At 63.8% G+C, this 16,784-nt stretch carries 17 protein-coding genes; 7 read left to right on the forward strand and 10 right to left on the reverse strand.

What is annotated here, in order from left to right; genetic code table 11:
• The first annotated feature begins 6 nt into the window (after positions 1-6).
• The 5 genes from hisB to hisIE are packed head-to-tail and all read left to right on the forward strand — an operon-like array spanning position 7 to position 3,806.
• A complete protein-coding gene (hisB, locus tag BUA26_RS11325; RefSeq protein ID WP_072760791.1) occupies positions 7-1,071 on the forward strand; it encodes a bifunctional histidinol-phosphatase/imidazoleglycerol-phosphate dehydratase HisB in 1,065 nt (354 codons plus the stop codon).
• Complete coding sequence (gene hisH, locus BUA26_RS11330) at positions 1,071-1,661, forward strand: imidazole glycerol phosphate synthase subunit HisH (RefSeq protein ID WP_072760792.1); 591 nt, start codon at positions 1,071-1,073, stop codon at positions 1,659-1,661. Before hisB ends, hisH begins: the two co-directional genes overlap by 1 nt.
• Entirely contained in the window at positions 1,658-2,386 is a 729-nt protein-coding gene (gene hisA / locus BUA26_RS11335) for a 1-(5-phosphoribosyl)-5-[(5-phosphoribosylamino)methylideneamino]imidazole-4-carboxamide isomerase (protein ID WP_072760794.1), read from the forward strand. The genes hisH and hisA overlap by 4 nt, the downstream gene beginning before the upstream one ends.
• Positions 2,380-3,150: an imidazole glycerol phosphate synthase subunit HisF gene (gene hisF, locus BUA26_RS11340; RefSeq protein ID WP_072760796.1), complete on the forward strand. Its 771-nt coding sequence runs from the start codon at positions 2,380-2,382 to the stop codon at positions 3,148-3,150. Before hisA ends, hisF begins: the two co-directional genes overlap by 7 nt.
• Positions 3,151-3,170: 20 nt before the next feature.
• Positions 3,171-3,806 carry a bifunctional phosphoribosyl-AMP cyclohydrolase/phosphoribosyl-ATP diphosphatase HisIE gene (hisIE, locus tag BUA26_RS11345; RefSeq protein ID WP_072760797.1) on the forward strand — a complete coding sequence of 212 codons (636 nt, stop codon included), beginning with the start codon at positions 3,171-3,173 and terminating at the stop codon, positions 3,804-3,806.
• Positions 3,807-3,865: 59 nt separating this feature from the next.
• Here hisIE and BUA26_RS11350 read toward each other — a convergent pair whose 3' ends face one another.
• The 4 genes from BUA26_RS11350 to BUA26_RS11365 are packed head-to-tail and all read right to left on the reverse strand — an operon-like array spanning position 3,866 to position 6,825.
• Positions 3,866-4,912: a C13 family peptidase gene (locus BUA26_RS11350; protein ID WP_072760799.1), complete on the reverse strand. Its 1,047-nt coding sequence runs from the start codon at positions 4,910-4,912 to the stop codon at positions 3,866-3,868.
• 19 nt (positions 4,913-4,931) lie between these two features.
• Positions 4,932-5,618 (reverse strand): acireductone synthase, encoded by a 687-nt coding sequence (gene mtnC / locus BUA26_RS11355; RefSeq protein WP_072760801.1) that lies wholly within the window; start codon positions 5,616-5,618, stop codon positions 4,932-4,934.
• Positions 5,615-6,178, reverse strand: coding sequence for a 1,2-dihydroxy-3-keto-5-methylthiopentene dioxygenase (locus BUA26_RS11360; protein WP_072760803.1), 564 nt, complete (start codon positions 6,176-6,178; stop codon positions 5,615-5,617). The genes mtnC and BUA26_RS11360 overlap by 4 nt, the downstream gene beginning before the upstream one ends.
• Positions 6,175-6,825, reverse strand: coding sequence for a methylthioribulose 1-phosphate dehydratase (locus BUA26_RS11365; RefSeq protein ID WP_072760805.1), 651 nt, complete (start codon positions 6,823-6,825; stop codon positions 6,175-6,177). The genes BUA26_RS11360 and BUA26_RS11365 overlap by 4 nt, the downstream gene beginning before the upstream one ends.
• A 165-nt stretch (positions 6,826-6,990) precedes the next feature.
• Here BUA26_RS11365 and BUA26_RS11370 point away from each other — a divergent pair, with 165 nt between their 5' ends.
• Positions 6,991-7,323, forward strand: a complete 333-nt coding sequence (locus tag BUA26_RS11370; RefSeq protein WP_072760808.1) for a high-potential iron-sulfur protein — start codon at positions 6,991-6,993, stop codon at positions 7,321-7,323.
• Between the two features lie 446 nt (positions 7,324-7,769).
• Here BUA26_RS11370 and BUA26_RS11375 read toward each other — a convergent pair whose 3' ends face one another.
• Positions 7,770-9,227, reverse strand: coding sequence for an amino acid permease (locus BUA26_RS11375; RefSeq protein WP_072761550.1), 1,458 nt, complete (start codon positions 9,225-9,227; stop codon positions 7,770-7,772).
• A gap of 73 nt (positions 9,228-9,300) precedes the next feature.
• Positions 9,301-10,785, reverse strand: coding sequence for an amino acid permease (locus BUA26_RS11380; RefSeq protein ID WP_072760810.1), 1,485 nt, complete (start codon positions 10,783-10,785; stop codon positions 9,301-9,303).
• A 158-nt stretch (positions 10,786-10,943) separates the two neighbouring features.
• Here BUA26_RS11380 and BUA26_RS11385 point away from each other — a divergent pair, with 158 nt between their 5' ends.
• Positions 10,944-11,492 carry an NUDIX hydrolase gene (locus BUA26_RS11385; protein ID WP_072760812.1) on the forward strand — a complete coding sequence of 183 codons (549 nt, stop codon included), beginning with the start codon at positions 10,944-10,946 and terminating at the stop codon, positions 11,490-11,492.
• Between the two features lie 67 nt (positions 11,493-11,559).
• Here the strand turns inward: BUA26_RS11385 and BUA26_RS11390 are convergent, their stop codons facing one another.
• From BUA26_RS11390 to msrA, 4 genes are all read right to left on the reverse strand, one after another.
• A complete protein-coding gene (locus tag BUA26_RS11390) occupies positions 11,560-12,081 on the reverse strand; it encodes a 3-hydroxyanthranilate 3,4-dioxygenase (RefSeq protein WP_072760814.1) in 522 nt (173 codons plus the stop codon).
• A 72-nt stretch (positions 12,082-12,153) separates the two neighbouring features.
• Positions 12,154-14,043, reverse strand: coding sequence for a DNA topoisomerase IV subunit B (parE, locus tag BUA26_RS11395; protein WP_072760816.1), 1,890 nt, complete (start codon positions 14,041-14,043; stop codon positions 12,154-12,156).
• A 65-nt stretch (positions 14,044-14,108) separates the two neighbouring features.
• A complete protein-coding gene (locus tag BUA26_RS11400) occupies positions 14,109-15,971 on the reverse strand; it encodes an ABC transporter ATP-binding protein (RefSeq protein WP_255368289.1) in 1,863 nt (620 codons plus the stop codon).
• A 91-nt stretch (positions 15,972-16,062) separates the two neighbouring features.
• Positions 16,063-16,773 carry a peptide-methionine (S)-S-oxide reductase MsrA gene (gene msrA, locus BUA26_RS11405; protein ID WP_072760820.1) on the reverse strand — a complete coding sequence of 237 codons (711 nt, stop codon included), beginning with the start codon at positions 16,771-16,773 and terminating at the stop codon, positions 16,063-16,065.
• Positions 16,774-16,784: the final 11 nt, after the last annotated feature.

The raw sequence follows: 16,784 nt of genomic DNA on the forward strand, positions 1-16,784 counted from the left end.
GTCGCAGTGAGCCGCAAGATTCTCTTCGTCGATCGTGATGGCTGCCTGATCGAAGAGCCGGCCGACGAGCAGATCGACAGCTACGAGAAGCTGGCGTTGTTGCCAGGCGTGATCGCCGCACTGCAGCGCTTCGTCGCCGCCGGCTATGAGCTGGTGATGGTGACGAACCAGGATGGCCTTGGCACCGACAGTTTCCCCGAGCTGCACTTCAGCGGTCCGCATGAATTGCTGATGCGCATTCTCGCCTCGCAGGGCGTGCGCTTTCGCGAGGTGCTGATCGATCGAAGTTTCCCGCATGAGGGCAAAGACACGCGCAAGCCGGGTGTGGGCATGTTGCGTCATTACCTCGCCGACGACAGCTGGAGCCGTGCCGCATCGGCGATGGTCGGTGACCGCGAGACCGATCTGCAGTTCGCCGCGAACATCGGCGTGCGCGGTTGCCGCGTCGGCCCGCTCGGCATCGGCTGGGACGAACTGGCACACCAGCTGCTGGATGCGCCGCGTACGGCAACCGTGGTGCGCAACACCAAGGAAACCCGCATCACTGTCAGCGTGGATCTGGACAAGGTGGCCGAGCCGAAGGCGCACACCGGGCTGGGTTTCTTCGATCACATGCTGGAGCAGATCGGCAAGCACGGCGGTTTCGCGCTGGAGCTGAATTGCGATGGCGACACGCATATCGACGAGCACCACACCATCGAGGACTGCGCGCTGGCGCTGGGGCAGGCGTTGAAGCAGGCGCTAGGCGACAAGCGCGGCATCGGCCGCTATGGTTTCACCTTGCCGATGGATGAAGCGCAGGCCAGCGCGGCGCTGGATCTGTCCGGGCGCCCGTACTTCGTTTTTGAGGGCAGCTTTCCGCGCGAGCGGGTGGGCGAAGTGCCGACCGAACTGGTGCCGCACTTCTTCCGTTCGCTGTGCGAGACGCTGGGCGCGAATCTCCAGCTGACCGTGCAGGGCGACAACGCGCACCATATGGTCGAGGCTTGCTTCAAGGTCGTGGCGCGCACCTTGCGCCAGGCGATTCGCCGCGAAGGCAGCGAGCTTCCCAGCACCAAGGGAACACTGTAATGAGCGTCGTACTGGTCGATGCCGGCGGCACCAATATCGGTTCGGTGCGCTACGCGCTGCAACGGCTTGGCGTGGATGCCGCACTGACCGCGGATGCCGCCACGATTCGTGCCGCGGACAAGGTGATCCTGCCCGGCGTCGGCGCCGCCGGTCCCGGCATGGCGCGGCTGCGCGAGCTGGGGCTGGTCGAACTGATGCGTTCGCTGACCCAACCGGTGCTCGGCGTATGCCTGGGCATGCAGCTGTTGTGTGCGCACTCGGAGGAAGCTGATACCACATGCCTCGGGCTGATTCCGGCGCCGGTGCATCGCTTCGTCGAGGCGCCCGGCCTGCGCGTACCACACATGGGCTGGAATCGGCTGATCGCAAAACAACCGCACCCCTTGCTGACCGGGCTTGGCGATGACGACCAGGCCTACTTCGTGCACAGCTATGCGGTGCCGGTGGGCGACTGGACCCTGGCCACCAGCAACTACGGCGAGGCGTTCTCGGCGGTGATCGCCCGCGACAACTTCCACGGCATGCAATTCCATCCCGAGCGTTCCGCCGCCGTCGGCGCGAAGCTCCTGCAGAACTTTCTCGCGCTATGAACTGTGAAGTGATTCCCGCGATCGATCTGCGCGGCGGCCAGGTGGTGCGCCTGAAGCAGGGCGACTACGCGCAGCAGACCACCTATGCCGCCGAGCCGCGTGAACTCGCGCAGCGCTATGCCGCTGCCGGCGCACGCTGGCTGCATCTGGTCGATCTGGACGGTGCCCGTTCCGGCAACCTCGACAATCTGGCCGTCATCCGCGCCATTGCGGCCGATGGCATGCACATTCAGGCCGGCGGCGGCGTGCGCGAGGAGGCTGATCTGCAGCGTCTGTTCGATGCAGGCGTGCGTCGCGTGGTGCTGGGCAGCGTGGCGATCCGCGATCCCGAGCTGGTCGCCGGCTGGCTGGCCAAGTACGGCGCCGAGCGGCTGACCATCGCGCTCGACACGCGCCGTATCGACGGCCGCTGGGCCTTGCCCAGTGCGGGCTGGACCGAAGTCGAGGCGCGCACGCTGGACGAACTGGCGCCATGGTACGCCGCACAAGGTGCCCGTCATCTGCTGTGCACCGACATCGACCGAGACGGCATGCTGGCCGGTTTCAATCTGGAGCTGTATCGCCATCTCGCCGAGCAGGTACCGCAGCTGGCGGTGCAGGCCTCCGGCGGTGTGCGTTCGCTGGACGATATTCGTGCCGCGCGCGATGCCGGTGCGCAGGGCGTGATACTCGGCCGTGCGCTCCTGGAAGAGCGCTTCACGCTGCAGGAGGCGCTGACATGCTGAGCCGCCGAATCATCCCCTGCCTGGACGTACGCGACGGCAAGGTGGTCAAGGGTGTGCGTTTCCGCGATCACGTGGTGATGGGCGAGATCGTCGAGCTCGCACTGCGCTACCGCGACGAAGGCGCCGACGAACTGGTGTTCTACGACATCACGGCCAGCCCGGAAGGGCGCAGCGTGGATCGCGGCTGGGTCGAGCGGGTGGCGCGGGTGATCGACATTCCGTTCTGCGTCGCCGGTGGCATCCGTTCGGTGGACGAGGCGCGCGCCGTGCTGTACGCGGGCGCGGACAAGATCTCGGTAAACTCGCCGGCGCTGGAGCGGCCCGCATTGATCGACGAGCTCGCCGGTGCTTTCGGCGTGCAATGCGTCGTGGTCGGCATCGACTCGCTGCGCGATGCGGACGGCGAATGGCGCGTGCGTCAGTACACCGGCGATCCCGGCAAGACGCAGGCACTGGCGCGCAGAGCGCTGGACTGGATGGTCGAGGCGCAGCAGCGCGGCGCCGGCGAGATCGTGCTCAACTGCATGGGTAGCGATGGCGTGCGTCGCGGCTACGATCTGGAGCAGTTGTCGGCGGCGCGCGCGCTTTGCCGGGTGCCGCTGATCGCCTCCGGCGGCGCCGGAGCGCCGGAGCATTTCCGCGATGCATTCATCGAGGCCGATGTCGATGGTGCGCTGGCGGCCAGCGTGTTCCACTCCGGCGCGATTTCCATTCCCGACCTCAAACACTATCTGCGCGGACAGGACATAGCGATCCGCCTGTGAGTATCGAAGGACAACCCGCGATGAGCCATTCCAATACCGATGTCAGCCGCCTCGATTGGGCCAAGGGCGACGGCCTGCTGCCGGCGATCGTGCAGCACTGGCGGAGCGGCGAGGTGCTGATGCTCGGCTTCATGAATGCCGAAGCGCTGGCGCAGACCCAGGCCAGCGGCCAGGTGACGTTCTACAGCCGCAGCAAGCAACGACTGTGGACCAAGGGCGAAAGCTCGGGCCACGTGCTGGCGCTGAAGTCGATTCGCATCGACTGCGATGCCGATACCTTGCTGGTGCAGGCCGAACCACGTGGACCGACCTGCCATCTGGGCACGTCCAGCTGCTTCGGCGAATCCGTGCACCCGCCGCTCGGTTTCCTCGCCGTACTCAATGCCCTGGTCTCGCAGCGGCATGCCGAACGCCCGGAGGGCAGCTACACCACCAAGCTGTTCGACGGCGGGATGCGCCGGATGGCGCAGAAAGTCGGCGAGGAGGGAGTCGAGACGGCGCTGGCTGCCGTGACGCAGAACGATACCCAACTTCTGGGCGAGGCTGCGGACCTGATCTTCCATCTCACCGTGGTGTTGCATGCGCGTGGCTTGTCGTTGGGCGATGTGTCGACATTGCTGGCCCAGCGCCACATCAAACACAGCGAGCCTGGTTGAGCCCGGATCGCTTCGCACAACGGGCTGGGTGGATGGCCGACGGGCCATCACGGGCGCGGCTATCGCGTCGTTTGGCCCGACCACTGCGTTACCGCCGAACTGCTGGCGGATGCCGGTGCCGCCGGCTTGAATGCCACTCTTGGCCCAGGTGTGAACCCCTTGCGCCACAAGGCGAGCTGCTCGGCGATGCCGCTGCCCATGTCGATCTGCGGTTCGGACGAGGTCAGCTTGTCCTTCTGCTCCCACTGGCTGATCTCGCCGCTGGCCTGCTTGAACGCGTCGATGAAATCCGGCGTGCGGTTCAGTGCATCGAGCAGCCATGCCTTGCCGAAGTACGTGATGTCTGAATCGCTGCCGCAACCGAACGAGCTGCGGTCGGCGCGGGCGGCGGTGAGCACCAGCGTGCCGGGGCCGCGCAGCGGCGGCACAAAGCCGCCGGAGTAGCAGGCGTTGACCACCAGTACTTTCCATTTGAATTTGTGCAAGGCCAGGATACCGGCGAGATCGTCGGCGCCGAGCTGATCCAGCGGCAGCGGGTCCATGTCGACCAGCAAGGTGTGATCCTCACTGCCGTGACTGGTGATGTAGAGCAGCAAGATGTCCTGATCCGGCTGCATCACCTTGCCCAGGCCCTCGAGCGCGGCGTCCAGATTGCTCCAGCTGGCCAGCGGGTGGCTGGAGAGGCTGGCAGGATTGTTTTCCAGCACCAAGCTGTGGGCAGTGGCACCGAAGCGTTTACCGAACAGCTGCGCGGCGTACTCGGCTTCGTTGCGGAACACGTCCTCGCTGCTGTCGCCGGCGAACGCCAACAGGTAGAGGTTCGGCTTGCCAGCGACGCGAGGGGTGAGCTGCGCCAGTGCATCGCGGATCATCCGCGGCTGTGCGTAGAGCACTTGCTCCGGGGTCGGACCGGCGTTCGGCCAGTCGTCGCCGCTGTTGGCAGGGGCTTCGGTCGATGCTTCGTTCGGTACGCTGCTGCCGGACGGGGCAGGGGCGGAGGACGTGGGCTGGCTGGCGATCGAAGGTAGTCCGGCACGGCCGGGCAACAACAGCATCGTCAGTATGCCGGCGGCAAAGGCGAGCAGGACAGTCAGGATGGTGCGCATGGAGGATTCGCGCCTGCGTTCAGAGGGTGATCGCGTCGAAATCGCGAAAGGCGCGGTGACGCGGCTCGACCGGCCATGCCAACGGTTCCCGGATCAGCCAGCCAGTATGGAAACCGGCGGCCCGCGCCGCATCGAGCTCTTCCACGATATCGGACAGGAAAAGGATATGCCGCGGCTGCTCGTCGATTGCCGCGGCGATACGCCGGTAGGATTCGGTTTCGCGCTTGGGGCCGGTTTCGGTGTCGAAGTAGCCGGCAAACAACGGGGTCAGATCGCCGGCCTCGCTGTAGCGGAAGAACAGTTGCTGCGCCGGCACCGAACCCGAGGAGTAGACGTACAGTCGCAGTCCGTCGGCGCGCCAGTCGCGCAACCGCGCAGCGACTTCGGGGTACAGGTGGGCGCGGTAGTCGCCGGCGGCGTAGCCGTCTTTCCAGATCATCCCCTGCAATGCTTTCAGCGCGGTGGATTTGCGGTCTTCATCGATCCACTGCAGCAGCAACTCGACGATGTCCTGGCGGCTGGCTTCGACCAGGCCGGCCTCCTTGGCTGTTTCATGCAGCCAGTGCTGCACTTCGGGCCGGTCGCCATGGGTTTCGATGAAAGCCGGCAGCCGCTTGCGGGCATAGGGAAACAACACGTCGCGGACGAAGCTGATCGAGCTGGTGGTGCCCTCGATATCGGTGACGATGGCGCGGATTTCGATCATGGCGTCGCGGTCTGGCGTGGCTGCATCCGGGGAAAGCGCAAGGCGATGTCGTCGCCGGTGAATTGCGCGACCCAGCCGTCCTTGTTGGTGAACAACCGGATCGCCACGAAATAGGGCGATTCGCTCATGTCGAACCAGTGGCGGGTACCGTCGGGCACGCCGATCAGGTCGCCTTGTTCGCACAAGATGTCGTAGACCTTGTCGGCGATGTGCAGGGTGAACTGGCCGGAGCCGGCGACAAAGAAGCGCACTTCGTCTTCGCTGTGCGTATGTTCGCTGAGGAATTTCTGGCGCAGCGCGGCGCGCTCGGGATGATCGGGCGTCAAGCTGATCACGTCGACCGCCTGATAGCCTTTCTCTTTCTTCAGCCGGTCGATGTCGCTGCGGTAAGCGGCGATCACCTCGTCCTGGCCGGCGCCGGGCACGATAGCTTGGCTGGCTTCCCATTGCTCGAAGCGTACGCCAACCTGACCCAGTTCACGGGCAATCGCGGCGTGTTCGTGATGTTCCGTCAGCGGCGATTGCGGCTGGGTTTCGTCGAAGATGCGCAGGCGGCTCATGATGCCCTCAGTTTTTTCAGATCCAGCTCGCAACCGAGCAGAAACTCAAGCGCTTCCAGATGACGCTGGGCCTCGGCCATGTCGCGACCCCAGGTATAGATGCCATGGCCGTCGATCAGATACGCATGCAATGGCTTGCCCGCGTCCAGCCAGGCATCGACCTGGGCGACCAGTTCAGGCATGTGCTGGGTATTCGGAAACACCGGGATCTCCAGTGTGCTCTCGTGTGTGTGGTATCCGGTGATCGCCTTCTGCAACTCCCAGCCCTGCAGGCGGATGACGCCATCGCCGGCGAACAAGCGCGAGGCTACGCTTTGCGTGCGTGAATGGGTGTGAAGCACGGCGCGCACTTCCGGCCGGCGCCGATAGATCTGCGTATGCAGCGCCGTCTCGGCACTGGGTCTGGCCTCGGTGCCGACGGCATGCCCGTCCAGGTCGACCAGCATGATGTCGTTGCGATCGAGGCGGCCCTTGTGCCGGCCGGAGACCGTGATCGCCGCATGCTCTGCATCGACCCGCATCGAGAAGTTGCTGCTGGTGGCCGGCGTCCAGCCGAGGGCAGCCAGCTCACGGGCCGTGTGCGCGATGCTGTCAGCGCATGCCTCGAACAGGCTGGCGGGAATCGTGGCGGGTAGAGTTTGACTCATGGTGTTTGGACGTCCAAATGAGCATCAACTATATCATGCGGCGGACGCGTACCTGGCTGGAATGAGAGCCATTCTCGCCAGTCAGGTAAAAGTACATTCACAGGCGTACCATCGGCCCGAATCCGGCGCTAGGTGCGTTGGATAGATACCGATGGAGGCTTGCCCATGTCGAACGAACAAGATATCGAATCGCGTCGCCGATTCCTCAAAGTGGCTGCTGGCACAACAGTGGCTGCTGTCGTCATTGGCGGTCTGCCGCGTTTTGCACGTGCGGCCGATCTGCCACCGGTGACCGAAGCGGATCCGACGGCCAAGGCTCTGGGTTATGTGGAAGATGCCAGCAAGACGGCCGATGCGAAGCACAAGGCCGGCGACAATTGCGTCAATTGCCAGTTCTATACCGGCGGTCCGACCGGTCGAGGCCCATGCCAGCTGTTCCCGGGCAAGTCGGTGAATGCGAAAGGCTGGTGCGTGTCGCATACGCCGAAGAAAGCCTAACCACATTCGCGGCTTGCGCAACAAGAAGGTCGGCGCATCGCCGGCCTTTTTGTTGCGCGCAATCGCTGTATCCGAGGCGGCGTGTCGGCGTGCTTGCAAAAGGGAGGGGTTGCCCGCGCGAACGGCGGATAAAAGTGCGGCCCGGCGTATCAGGCTGAGGAGCTTACCCACCTGACACGCCGAGCCACGATCCGGGGCCCACTGCCAAGTGATCAACCCGCGGACTGAGGATAATACTCCCGAGATCGACGAATGGATGATGGACTGCCAATTTTCTCTCGCAAAAAACTCGTTAAGTCAAGTAATATCAATTAGTTACTGTTCAACTTAACGAGTTTATTGCGAGCAGTGTCACCCGCGTTCCATTTGCCGAAGATGTGAGCTGTTTGACGGTAAATGCGGAAATTTACCGATATTCGACGGGTATCGACGAATATGCCGGAAATTCAGTGGGTCGCGGTTGATCCATCCAGCAGGCGCAGGCGGCTGTGCCGACGTCCGTAGCCAAAATAAATAGTCATGCCGATCACGGTCCAGACGCCGAGCAGCAGCCACTGGTACCAGTTCTCCCAATACAACAGCGCCAGGCAACAGAGTACGCCGAGCACGCAAGTGACCGGTGCCCAGGGTACGCGGAACGTGCGCGGCAACTCGGGCCGCGTCTTGCGCAGGATCAACACGCCTGCGCAGACGGCAACGAAGGCGATCAAGGTTCCCATCGAGACGAGATCGCCGAGTACGTCCAGCGGAAACACCGCCGCCAGTAACGCGATGCCCACACCGGTGATGACGGTATTGATGTGCGGCGTGTGATAGCGCGGATGAATTTTGGCAAATACCGGGGGCAACAGACCGTCGCGACCCATGATCATGAAGATACGCGGTTGTGCGATGACCATGACCAGGATTACCGACGACAATCCGATCAGCGCGCCCACTTCCACTACCCAGCGCAGCCAGCCGAGCTCGGGATGCGCCCTGACGGCAGTCACGACCGGCTCGCTCGTACCGAGCTGATCGAAAGGCAGCAGCCCCGTGATGACCGCGGCGATGCCGATGTACAGAACGGTGCAAATGGCCAACGAGGCCAACGTGGCGACCGGCAGGTCGCGCTGGGGATTCTTGGCTTCCTGTGCGGCGGTCGAGGTCGCTTCGAACCCGATGTAGGCAAAAAACACCAATGTGGCCGCGCGCATGATGCCCGACCAGCCGTATTTCTCCGGCCCCTGGCTCGGCGGAATGAACGGGTGCCAGTAATCCGGATTCACGTAGTGCCAGCCGGCGACGATCACGATCAGGATCAGGCTGACTTTGAGGATCACCATGGCGAGATTCGCACCGCTGGACTCCCTGATGCCGACGTAGCAAAGCCAGGTCAGCGCCAGCACGATGCCGACGGCGGGCAGGTTGAACAGTGCGCCGGTAGTCACCAGGTGGCCGTCGGTATAGGCAAGCGGTGCGTTGGTCAGCACCGTTGGCAGATGGATGCCGACGTGATCCAGCAGACTGACGAAATAGCCGGTCCAGCTGACCGCGACCGCCGATGCGGACACGCCGTATTCGAGCACCATGTTCCAGCCGATGAACCAGGCCATCAGCTCGCCCAGCGTCGCATACGCGTAGGAATACGAACTGCCCGACATCGGGATCAAGGTGGCGAATTCGGCATAGCACAAGGCGGTGAAACTGCAGCAGATGGCCGCGATCACGAAGGCAAGGATGATCGCCGGCCCCGCGTGCTCGGCCGCCGCCTGGCCCGTGATCACAAAGATGCCGCCGCCGATCACCGCACCGATCCCCAGCGCCGTAAGCCCCCAGGGGCCTAGCGTTCGCTTCAGGCCCGGGCCGTCCACGTCGTCGACGTTCGAGAAATCGGTCTTGCGGGCGAGCAACTGCTTGAGCATGGGCATTCCGGATATGACACCGGCACGGTGGACACCGTGCCGGCAATGTTGCGGTTTATCTATGAGTGCTGGATCAGTCTGGCTCGGTGCCGTTGGCCAGATGGCTCTTGCGGTAGCCGTACAGGTAGTAGATCACCAGGCCCACGGCCGCCCAGGCGAAGAAGATGACGATCGTCTTGAGCGAGAGGTTGAAGAACAGCAGCAGGCAACCAAGCATGGCGAGCGGGCAAATCACCCAGGCGAAGGGTGTGCGGAACGAGCGGGGACGGTCAGGCTGCTTCACGCGAAGAATCAGCACGCCGAGCGACACCATCATGAAGGCAAAAAGGGTGCCTGAATTGGTGACGTCGGCCAGCGCGCCCACCGGAAACATGGCGCCGAACAGGGATACGAAGGTGCCGGTGATGATCGTGATCACGTGCGGCGTGTGGAAACGCGGATGGATCTTCGCGAGCGAGGCCGGCAGCAGGCCGTCGCGGGCCATGGTGAAGAAGATTCGGGTCTGACCGTAGGTCATCGTCAGGATGACTGAAGGCAAGGCGATGCTCGCCGCGAAACCGATCAGGTTGCCCAACTGGTTGTGATTGAGCAGGCGCATGACGTGAGCCAGTGCTTCCTTGCTGCAGACCAGTGCCTGCGAGGCATGGCAGGCTGCGGCCATGGCGGGCGTACCCGGCTGCAGCGCAAGACCGTCCGCACCGAGCATCGGCTGGGCGCCCACTGAGCCAACCGCGGCATAGCTCACCAGCAGGTAGTAGATGGTGCAAACGCCCAGCGACCCGATCAGGCCGATAGGGATGTTGCGGTTCGGATTTTTGGTTTCCTCGGCTGCCGTCGACACGGCATCGAAGCCGACGTACGCGAAGAAGATCGAGGCAGCAGCGCCAAGTACGCCGATACCACCCATCGGACTGCCCCAGCCATTGGGCACGAAGGGCTTGAAGTTCGGATCCTTCACGGCGGGCAATGCCACGAAAATGAATATGGTCAGTGCCGCGACCTTGATCAGCACCAGGAAAGCGTTGACCTTGGCCGACTTCGAGGTGCCGATCACCAGCAGGAAGGTGATCGCCAGTCCGATCATGAAGGCGAGCAGGTTGAACGTACCGCCGTCCATCGGGCCGGTGCGCAGGAATTCAGGAAGCCCGAATCCGCCATGGGCAAGAAGGCCGTTCACATAGCCTGACCAGCCGACGCAGACGGTACTGGCGGCGATCGTGTATTCCAGTACCAGCGCCCAACCGACAACCCAGGCCAGGCCCTCGCCGAGCACGCCGTAGGTATAGGTATAGGCGGAGCCGGCGACCGGCACCATCGAGGCCAGTTCGGCGTAGGACAGCGCGGCCAGCGCGCAGATCACTGCGGCGATCACGAAGGCAATCATCATGCCCGGGCCTGCTTTCTGGCCCGCTTCGGCGGTCAGCACGAAGATGCCGGTGCCGATGATGGCTCCGATGCCGAGCAAGGTGAGCTGGATGGGGCCGAGCTGTCGCGTGAGGCTCTTTTTTTCGGCGGTGGCGAGAATCTGATCGAGTGACTTGACGCGCTTGAAAAGCATTGGTGACTCCCCTTGAAAACAAATGCCACACTCGCCTGAAACTGCTGCGAGTACGACGCCATGCGTCGAGGTGACGCGCAACCATAACGGAGCGGGGGAAGGGGAACAAGCTGCGACGCAGCTATCATGGGCATTTCCAAGCCACCCTGCCACAAGTCATGCAATCAGATGTTTCGCGAGTATTGGCCAGTCTACGGGCCTATGTAACCCAGCTTCCGGAAGAGGCCGACGTGGCTTCGGTGTTCACCGATTTCCTGAATACTCATCCGGCGGCGTTCGAGCGCGCACATTCGGCGGGGCATTTCACCGGCTCGGCGTGGCTGGTCAGCGCAGACGGTGAAAGGGTGCTGCTGATGCATCACCGCAAGCTGGACCGCTGGCTGCAGCCCGGTGGTCATGCCGATGGCGATACCGATCTGGCGCGGGTGGCGTTGCGCGAGGCGCGGGAGGAAACCGGCGTGATCGATCTGTGCGTCGAAGGCGACATTTTCGATATCGATCGGCATCGCATACCGGCACGTGCCAACGAGCCGGAGCATTGGCACTACGACGTGCGCTATGTGGTGCGTGCCGGGGCGGACGACCGCTTCACGATCAACGAGGAATCCCAGGCACTGGCATGGCGCTCGGTGGCTGAAGTTGCCGATGGCGCCGCCTTCGATCCCTCGCTGCGTCGGATGGCGCGCAAGTGGCTCTCGCACGGATAGCAGCGCACCCTGTGCGCGATGCTCTTGATGGCATGCGGGAAAAAGCAATCGCGCACGGGGTGCGCTCCTACCCGTATTTCGCCGGCGCCGGATTGAGGTGGCCGCAGGCGTCGCATGTACGCGCCTCGCGCGAACCGTAGAAGCGATCGAACACCGGCGGGAAATCGTGCTCGATGCTGTCGAGCACGAAATATTGTTCGAACAATTTGTGGTTGCAGCGTTCGCAGAACCACAGCAAGCCATCCTTCTCGCCGGCCATGCGGCGGCGCTCGATGACCAGCCCGATCGATGCCGGCATGCGTTGCGGCGAATGCGGCACCCCTGGCGGCAGGTAGAAGATCTCGCCGGCCCGGATCGGGATGTCGCGTGCCTGTCCGTCGTCCTGCACCTTCAGCACCATCTCGCCTTCGAGCTGGTAGAAGAACTCCGGGCCTTCGTCGTAGTGGTAGTCGGTGCGTGCATTGGGGCCGCCGACGATCATGATGATGAAGTCGCCGTCGACGATGCATTTGTTGCCGACCGGCGGCTTCAGCAGATGGCGGTGTTCGTCGATCCAGCGCTGGAGGTCGAGCGGCGGTAGCAAGGCCATGCGAGTTGCTCTCGAAAAACCAGTGGACACCATAACGCCGCGTTCCCGACAAAAACAGCCGCCGGCGCGCGATCAGACTTCCAGCGTGGCCAGGTCGCCTTTCTCTTCCAGCCATGCCTTGCGGTCGCCGGCGCGTTTCTTTGCCAGCAGCATGTCCATCAGCCTGGCGGTGCCGTCATTGTCGCCGATGGTCAGTTGCACCAGCCGGCGCGTATCCGGGTGGATGGTCGATTCGCGCAGCTGCGGCGGGTTCATTTCGCCTAGGCCCTTGAAGCGGGTGGTGCTGACCGCGCCTTTCATTTTCTCGCGCTCGATGCGCTGCAGCATCGCCTGCTTCTCGCTTTCGTCGAGGCAGTAGAACACCTGCTTGCCCACGTCGACGCGGAACAGCGGCGGCATCGCCACGAACACATGGCCTTCGCTGACCAGCTTCGGGAAATGCCGCAGGAACAGTGCCGCCAGCAAGGTGGCGATGTGCAGGCCGTCGGAGTCGGCGTCGGCCAGGATGATGACCTTGCCGTAGCGCAGACTGGAGAGATCGTCCTTGCCGGGATCGCAACCGATCGCGACGGCGAGGTTGTGCACTTCTTCCGAAGCCAGCACCGACGTCGATTCGACTTCCCAGGTGTTGAGGATCTTGCCGCGCAGCGGCAGGATCGCCTGGAACTCCTTGTCGCGCGCCTGCTTGGCGCTACCGCCGGCAGAGTCGCCCTCGACCAGGAACAGCTCGGTGCGGGTGAGGTCGGTGGCGGTGCAATCGGCCAGTTTGCCGGGCAGTTGCGGGCCCTGGGTGATCTTCTTGCGGACGATCTGCTTGGCCGCCTTCAGGCGCGCGCTGGCCCGTTCGATCGCCAGCTGGGCGATGCGCTCGCCCATGTCCACGTTCTGGTTGAGCCACAGGCTGAAGGCATCGTGGATGACGTTCTCGACCATGCCGGCGGTCTGGCGCGAGGACAACCGCTCCTTGGTCTGGCCGGCGAACTGCGGATCCTGCAGCTTGGCCGACAGCACGAAGGCCAGCCGTTCCCACACATCTTCCGGTGCCAGCTTGACGCCGCGCGGCAGCAGGTTGCGGATCTCGCAGAACTCGCGGATCGCGGTGGTCAGGCCGGTGCGCAAGCCGTTGACGTGGGTGCCGCCTTGCGCGGTGGGAATCAGGTTGACGTAGCTTTCCTGCACCAGTTCGCCCTCCGGCAACCAGGCCAGCGCCACTTCCAGACCTTCCACGTCGCGTGCCATGTGGTGCACGAACAAGTCGTTCGGCAAGGCTTCGGTACCGTCGAGTTCGCCGCGCAGGTAGTCGCGCAGGCCGTCCTCGTAATGCCACTCGCAGATTTCGCCGCTGGCTTCGTCGGTGAGCTTCACGTTCAAGCCGGCGCACAGCACGGCCTTGGCGCGCAGCAGGTGCTTGAGCTTCGGCAGCGAGATCTTCGGCGAATCGAAATACTTGGCTTCCGGCCAGAAGCGCAAGGTGGTGCCGCTGCGCTTCTTCGGCACGCTGCCGATCACTTCCAGCGGACTGATCTTGTCGCCGTGCGCGAATACCATCTGATATTCGGATCCGTCGCGGCGGATCGTCACCTCGACGCGGTCGGACAACGCATTGACCACCGAGACGCCTACGCCATGCAGGCCACCGGAGAAGTTGTAGTTCTTGCCGCTGAATTTTCCGCCCGCGTGCAGCCGGGTCATGATCAGCTCGACGCCGGAGACGCCTTCTTCCGGATGGATGTCCACCGGCATGCCGCGGCCGTCATCGCTCACTTCCACCGAGCCGTCGTCGTGCAGCACCACTTCGATGGTTTTCGCGTGACCGGCCAGCGCCTCGTCCACCGAGTTGTCCACCACTTCCTGTACCAGATGGTTCGGACGGGTGGTGTCGGTGTACATGCCGGGGCGGCGTTTGACCGGATCCAGGCCGGAGAGGACTTCAATATCGGCGGCGTTGTAGCGACTGCTCATGCGTGTGTTTCGGATGGTTCAAGACGGCGAAGCATGGGGCGCGCGGGCAGGCAGGGTCAAGCCGATCAGCGGTATCCCTGCGCCTGCAACGAGAACAGGTGCGCATAGTGGCCGTCCAGCGCCATCAGCTGGCTGTGGCTGCCGTGTTCGATGATGCGGCCGTCCTGGATCACGATGATCTGGTCGGCCATGCGCACAGTGGAGAAGCGGTGCGAGATGAGGATCGCGATGCGGTTGCCGGCCAGTTCGCGGAAGTGCGCGAAGATGTCCGCCTCGGCCTGGGCGTCCATCGCGGCGGTCGGTTCGTCCAGTACCAGGATATCTGCGCGCGAGCGCATGAAGGCGCGCGCGAGCGCGATCTTCTGCCACTGTCCGCCGGACAGTTCGCGCCCCTCGCGGAACCACTTGCCCAACTGGGTGTTGAAGCCGGACGGCAGGCCGTCGATGAACTCGCTGGCCATGCCCTTGTCGCTGGCTTCGCGCCAGCGCGCTTCGTCCTCGAAATGGCTGACGTCGCCGGCGCCGACGTTTTCGCCCACACGCATCTGGTAGCGCGCGAAATCCTGGAAGATCACGCCAATGCGTTGCAGCAAGGTGCTTTCGTCCCAGTCGCGCAAGTCGGTGCCGTCGAGCAGGATGCGGCCGCTGTCGGGCGAGTACAGCCGCGTCAGCAGCTTGATCAAGGTGGTCTTGCCCGAACCGTTCTGGCCGACCATGGCCAGCGATTCGCCGGGGCGGATATGCAGGTTGATGTCGTGCAGTGCCGGCTCGCCGGCGCCCGGGTAGGTGAAGCTGACTTGTTCGAAACGGATGCCGTCGTCCGGCATCGCGCCGCGCTGCGCGATGCCGCTGGATGGCGGCACCGGGGTTTCCAGATATTCGTACAAGGTCGACAGATAGAGATTGTCTTCGTACATGCCGCCGATTGCCGACAGCATGGCCGAGACTGCCGACTGGCCCTGGCGGAACAGCATCAGGTACATCGTCATCTGGCCCAGCGTGATGCGGCCAACTACTGTGGTCGCGGCGATCCAGGCATAGGCGCCGTACAGCGTGATCGTGCCGAGCAGACCCAGCCCGAAGCCCCAGCTCTCGCGGCGGACGGTGAGGTCGCGGTCGTCGCTGTAGAGCTTGTCGAAGATGTCCCGATAGCGATCCAGCAGCAATGGGCCGAGGCCGTAGAGCTTCACTTCCTTGGCGTGGTCCTCGCGCGCCAGCACGGTTTCCAGATACAGCTGCATGCGCGTTTCCGGCGAACGCCAGCGGAACAGCCGGAACGCATCGCCGGAGAACTTGGTCTCGGAAAGGAACGATGGCAGCCCGGCCAGCAGCAGCACGACCACCGCCCATGGCGAAAAATGGAACAGCAAGGTGCCGTAGCTGATCAGTGAGATCGCGTTCTGGCCCAGCCCGAACGTGCGCGTGACCAGCGACAGCGGCCGGCTCGACGCTTCGCGTCGGGCGCGGGTGAGCTTGTCGTAAAACTCGGAATCCTCGAAGTGCGCCAGCTCCAGCGTCAGCGCCTTCTCCAGGATCATTACGTTGACGCGCTGCCCCAGTTGCGCGCGCAGCAGCGACTGGCACAGCGACAGCCCGCGCTGGGTACCGGCCAGCGCCGCCACCAGCAGGCCTTCCAGAGCCACCCACTCGAACACCGGTCGCAGCGACGGATGGCCGCTGGCCGTCCAGGTCCGGCTGGCATTCACCACCGCATCGACGATATGTGCGCCGACATAAGCCACGCCGGCCGGCAGCAGGCCGGCGGTGAGCGTCAGCAGCGCCAGCGCGATCGTCAGCGCGCGACTGGTGCTCCACACCAGCTCCAGCGCGCGTCCGCTGTAGCGGAACACGCCCAGGAAACTACGCGTGAGTTCGGTCGATTCAGCGGGTGGCGGCGAGCCGTGGGGTGGAGAGGCGTGGGGTGGCACGTGGGCAGATCGTCAGGGCAAGCGCGCAACCGGCGCGGAAGTCCCGAGATGGGGGCCGTGCCGCTGCACGCAAGTCAAGCAGTGGCCCGACTCAATGCAACTGCACCTCGACGGCTTGCTGATCCGGCTGGTACAGGGCTGGAAACAGCTGTTTGAGGTGTGCCACCTTCGGCGCGTCGTTGTAGACGATGTACGGGTTGTCCGGATGCTCGCTGAAGTAATGCTGGTGGTACGCCTCGGCCGGATAGAACGCCCTCAGCGGCACTACCTGGGTCACGATCGGTGCCGGGAAGGATTTCGCGCCGGTCAGCTGCGCGATGTAGCTGGTGGCGATCTTCTTCTGATCGTCGTTGCCGTAGAAGATCACCGAGCGGTACTGCGTGCCGCTGTCCGGACCTTGCCGATTGAGTTCGGTGGGGTCGAGCGCGACCGAGAAGAACACCTGCAGCAAAGTGCCGTAGCTGACCTGTTTCGGATCGAACTGGATACGCACGGATTCGGCATGACCGGTGCCGCCATCGCTGACCTGCTCATAGCTCGCCGTGTCCGCATTACCGCCGGAATAGCCCGAGACCACCTTGTGCACGCCCTTGACGTGCTCGAACACGGCCTCGATACCCCAGAAGCAGCCACCGGCAAGGACCGCAGTCTCGTCTCCTTGCGCGGCTTTCATGGCATCCACGGTTGGCGCAGGCAACCTCACGACATCGCTCGCGGCAGCGGCCGGTCTGCATGCGGTCAACCCAGCCAGCATCAGGGCAGCGGCGAGGGGAAGGGCTTGGAATACGGTGCGACGGATCATGGCGGGCCTCG

Source organism: Rhodanobacter sp. OK091 (assembly GCF_900142825.1).
Classification (GTDB): Bacteria; Pseudomonadota; Gammaproteobacteria; order Xanthomonadales; family Rhodanobacteraceae; genus Rhodanobacter.

What these genes read in the sequence shown, in the direction of transcription:
- mtnC (WP_072760801.1), bottom strand. Translation starts at nt 5,618, where the DNA reads ATGATCGAAATCCGCGCCATCGTCACCGATATCGAGGGCACCACCAGC.
- msrA (WP_072760820.1), bottom strand. Translation starts at nt 16,773, where the DNA reads ATGATCCGTCGCACCGTATTCCAAGCCCTTCCCCTCGCCGCTGCCCTG.
- hisIE (WP_072760797.1), top strand. Translation starts at nt 3,171, where the DNA reads ATGAGCCATTCCAATACCGATGTCAGCCGCCTCGATTGGGCCAAGGGC.
- BUA26_RS11390 (WP_072760814.1), bottom strand. Translation starts at nt 12,081, where the DNA reads ATGGCCTTGCTACCGCCGCTCGACCTCCAGCGCTGGATCGACGAACAC.
- BUA26_RS11375 (WP_072761550.1), bottom strand. Translation starts at nt 9,227, where the DNA reads ATGCTCAAGCAGTTGCTCGCCCGCAAGACCGATTTCTCGAACGTCGAC.
- hisF (WP_072760796.1), top strand. Translation starts at nt 2,380, where the DNA reads ATGCTGAGCCGCCGAATCATCCCCTGCCTGGACGTACGCGACGGCAAG.
- BUA26_RS11385 (WP_072760812.1), top strand. Translation starts at nt 10,944, where the DNA reads ATGCAATCAGATGTTTCGCGAGTATTGGCCAGTCTACGGGCCTATGTA.
- hisH (WP_072760792.1), top strand. Translation starts at nt 1,071, where the DNA reads ATGAGCGTCGTACTGGTCGATGCCGGCGGCACCAATATCGGTTCGGTG.
- BUA26_RS11350 (WP_072760799.1), bottom strand. Translation starts at nt 4,912, where the DNA reads ATGCGCACCATCCTGACTGTCCTGCTCGCCTTTGCCGCCGGCATACTG.
- BUA26_RS11365 (WP_072760805.1), bottom strand. Translation starts at nt 6,825, where the DNA reads ATGAGTCAAACTCTACCCGCCACGATTCCCGCCAGCCTGTTCGAGGCA.
- parE (WP_072760816.1), bottom strand. Translation starts at nt 14,043, where the DNA reads ATGAGCAGTCGCTACAACGCCGCCGATATTGAAGTCCTCTCCGGCCTG.
- hisA (WP_072760794.1), top strand. Translation starts at nt 1,658, where the DNA reads ATGAACTGTGAAGTGATTCCCGCGATCGATCTGCGCGGCGGCCAGGTG.
- BUA26_RS11380 (WP_072760810.1), bottom strand. Translation starts at nt 10,785, where the DNA reads ATGCTTTTCAAGCGCGTCAAGTCACTCGATCAGATTCTCGCCACCGCC.
- BUA26_RS11370 (WP_072760808.1), top strand. Translation starts at nt 6,991, where the DNA reads ATGTCGAACGAACAAGATATCGAATCGCGTCGCCGATTCCTCAAAGTG.
- BUA26_RS11360 (WP_072760803.1), bottom strand. Translation starts at nt 6,178, where the DNA reads ATGAGCCGCCTGCGCATCTTCGACGAAACCCAGCCGCAATCGCCGCTG.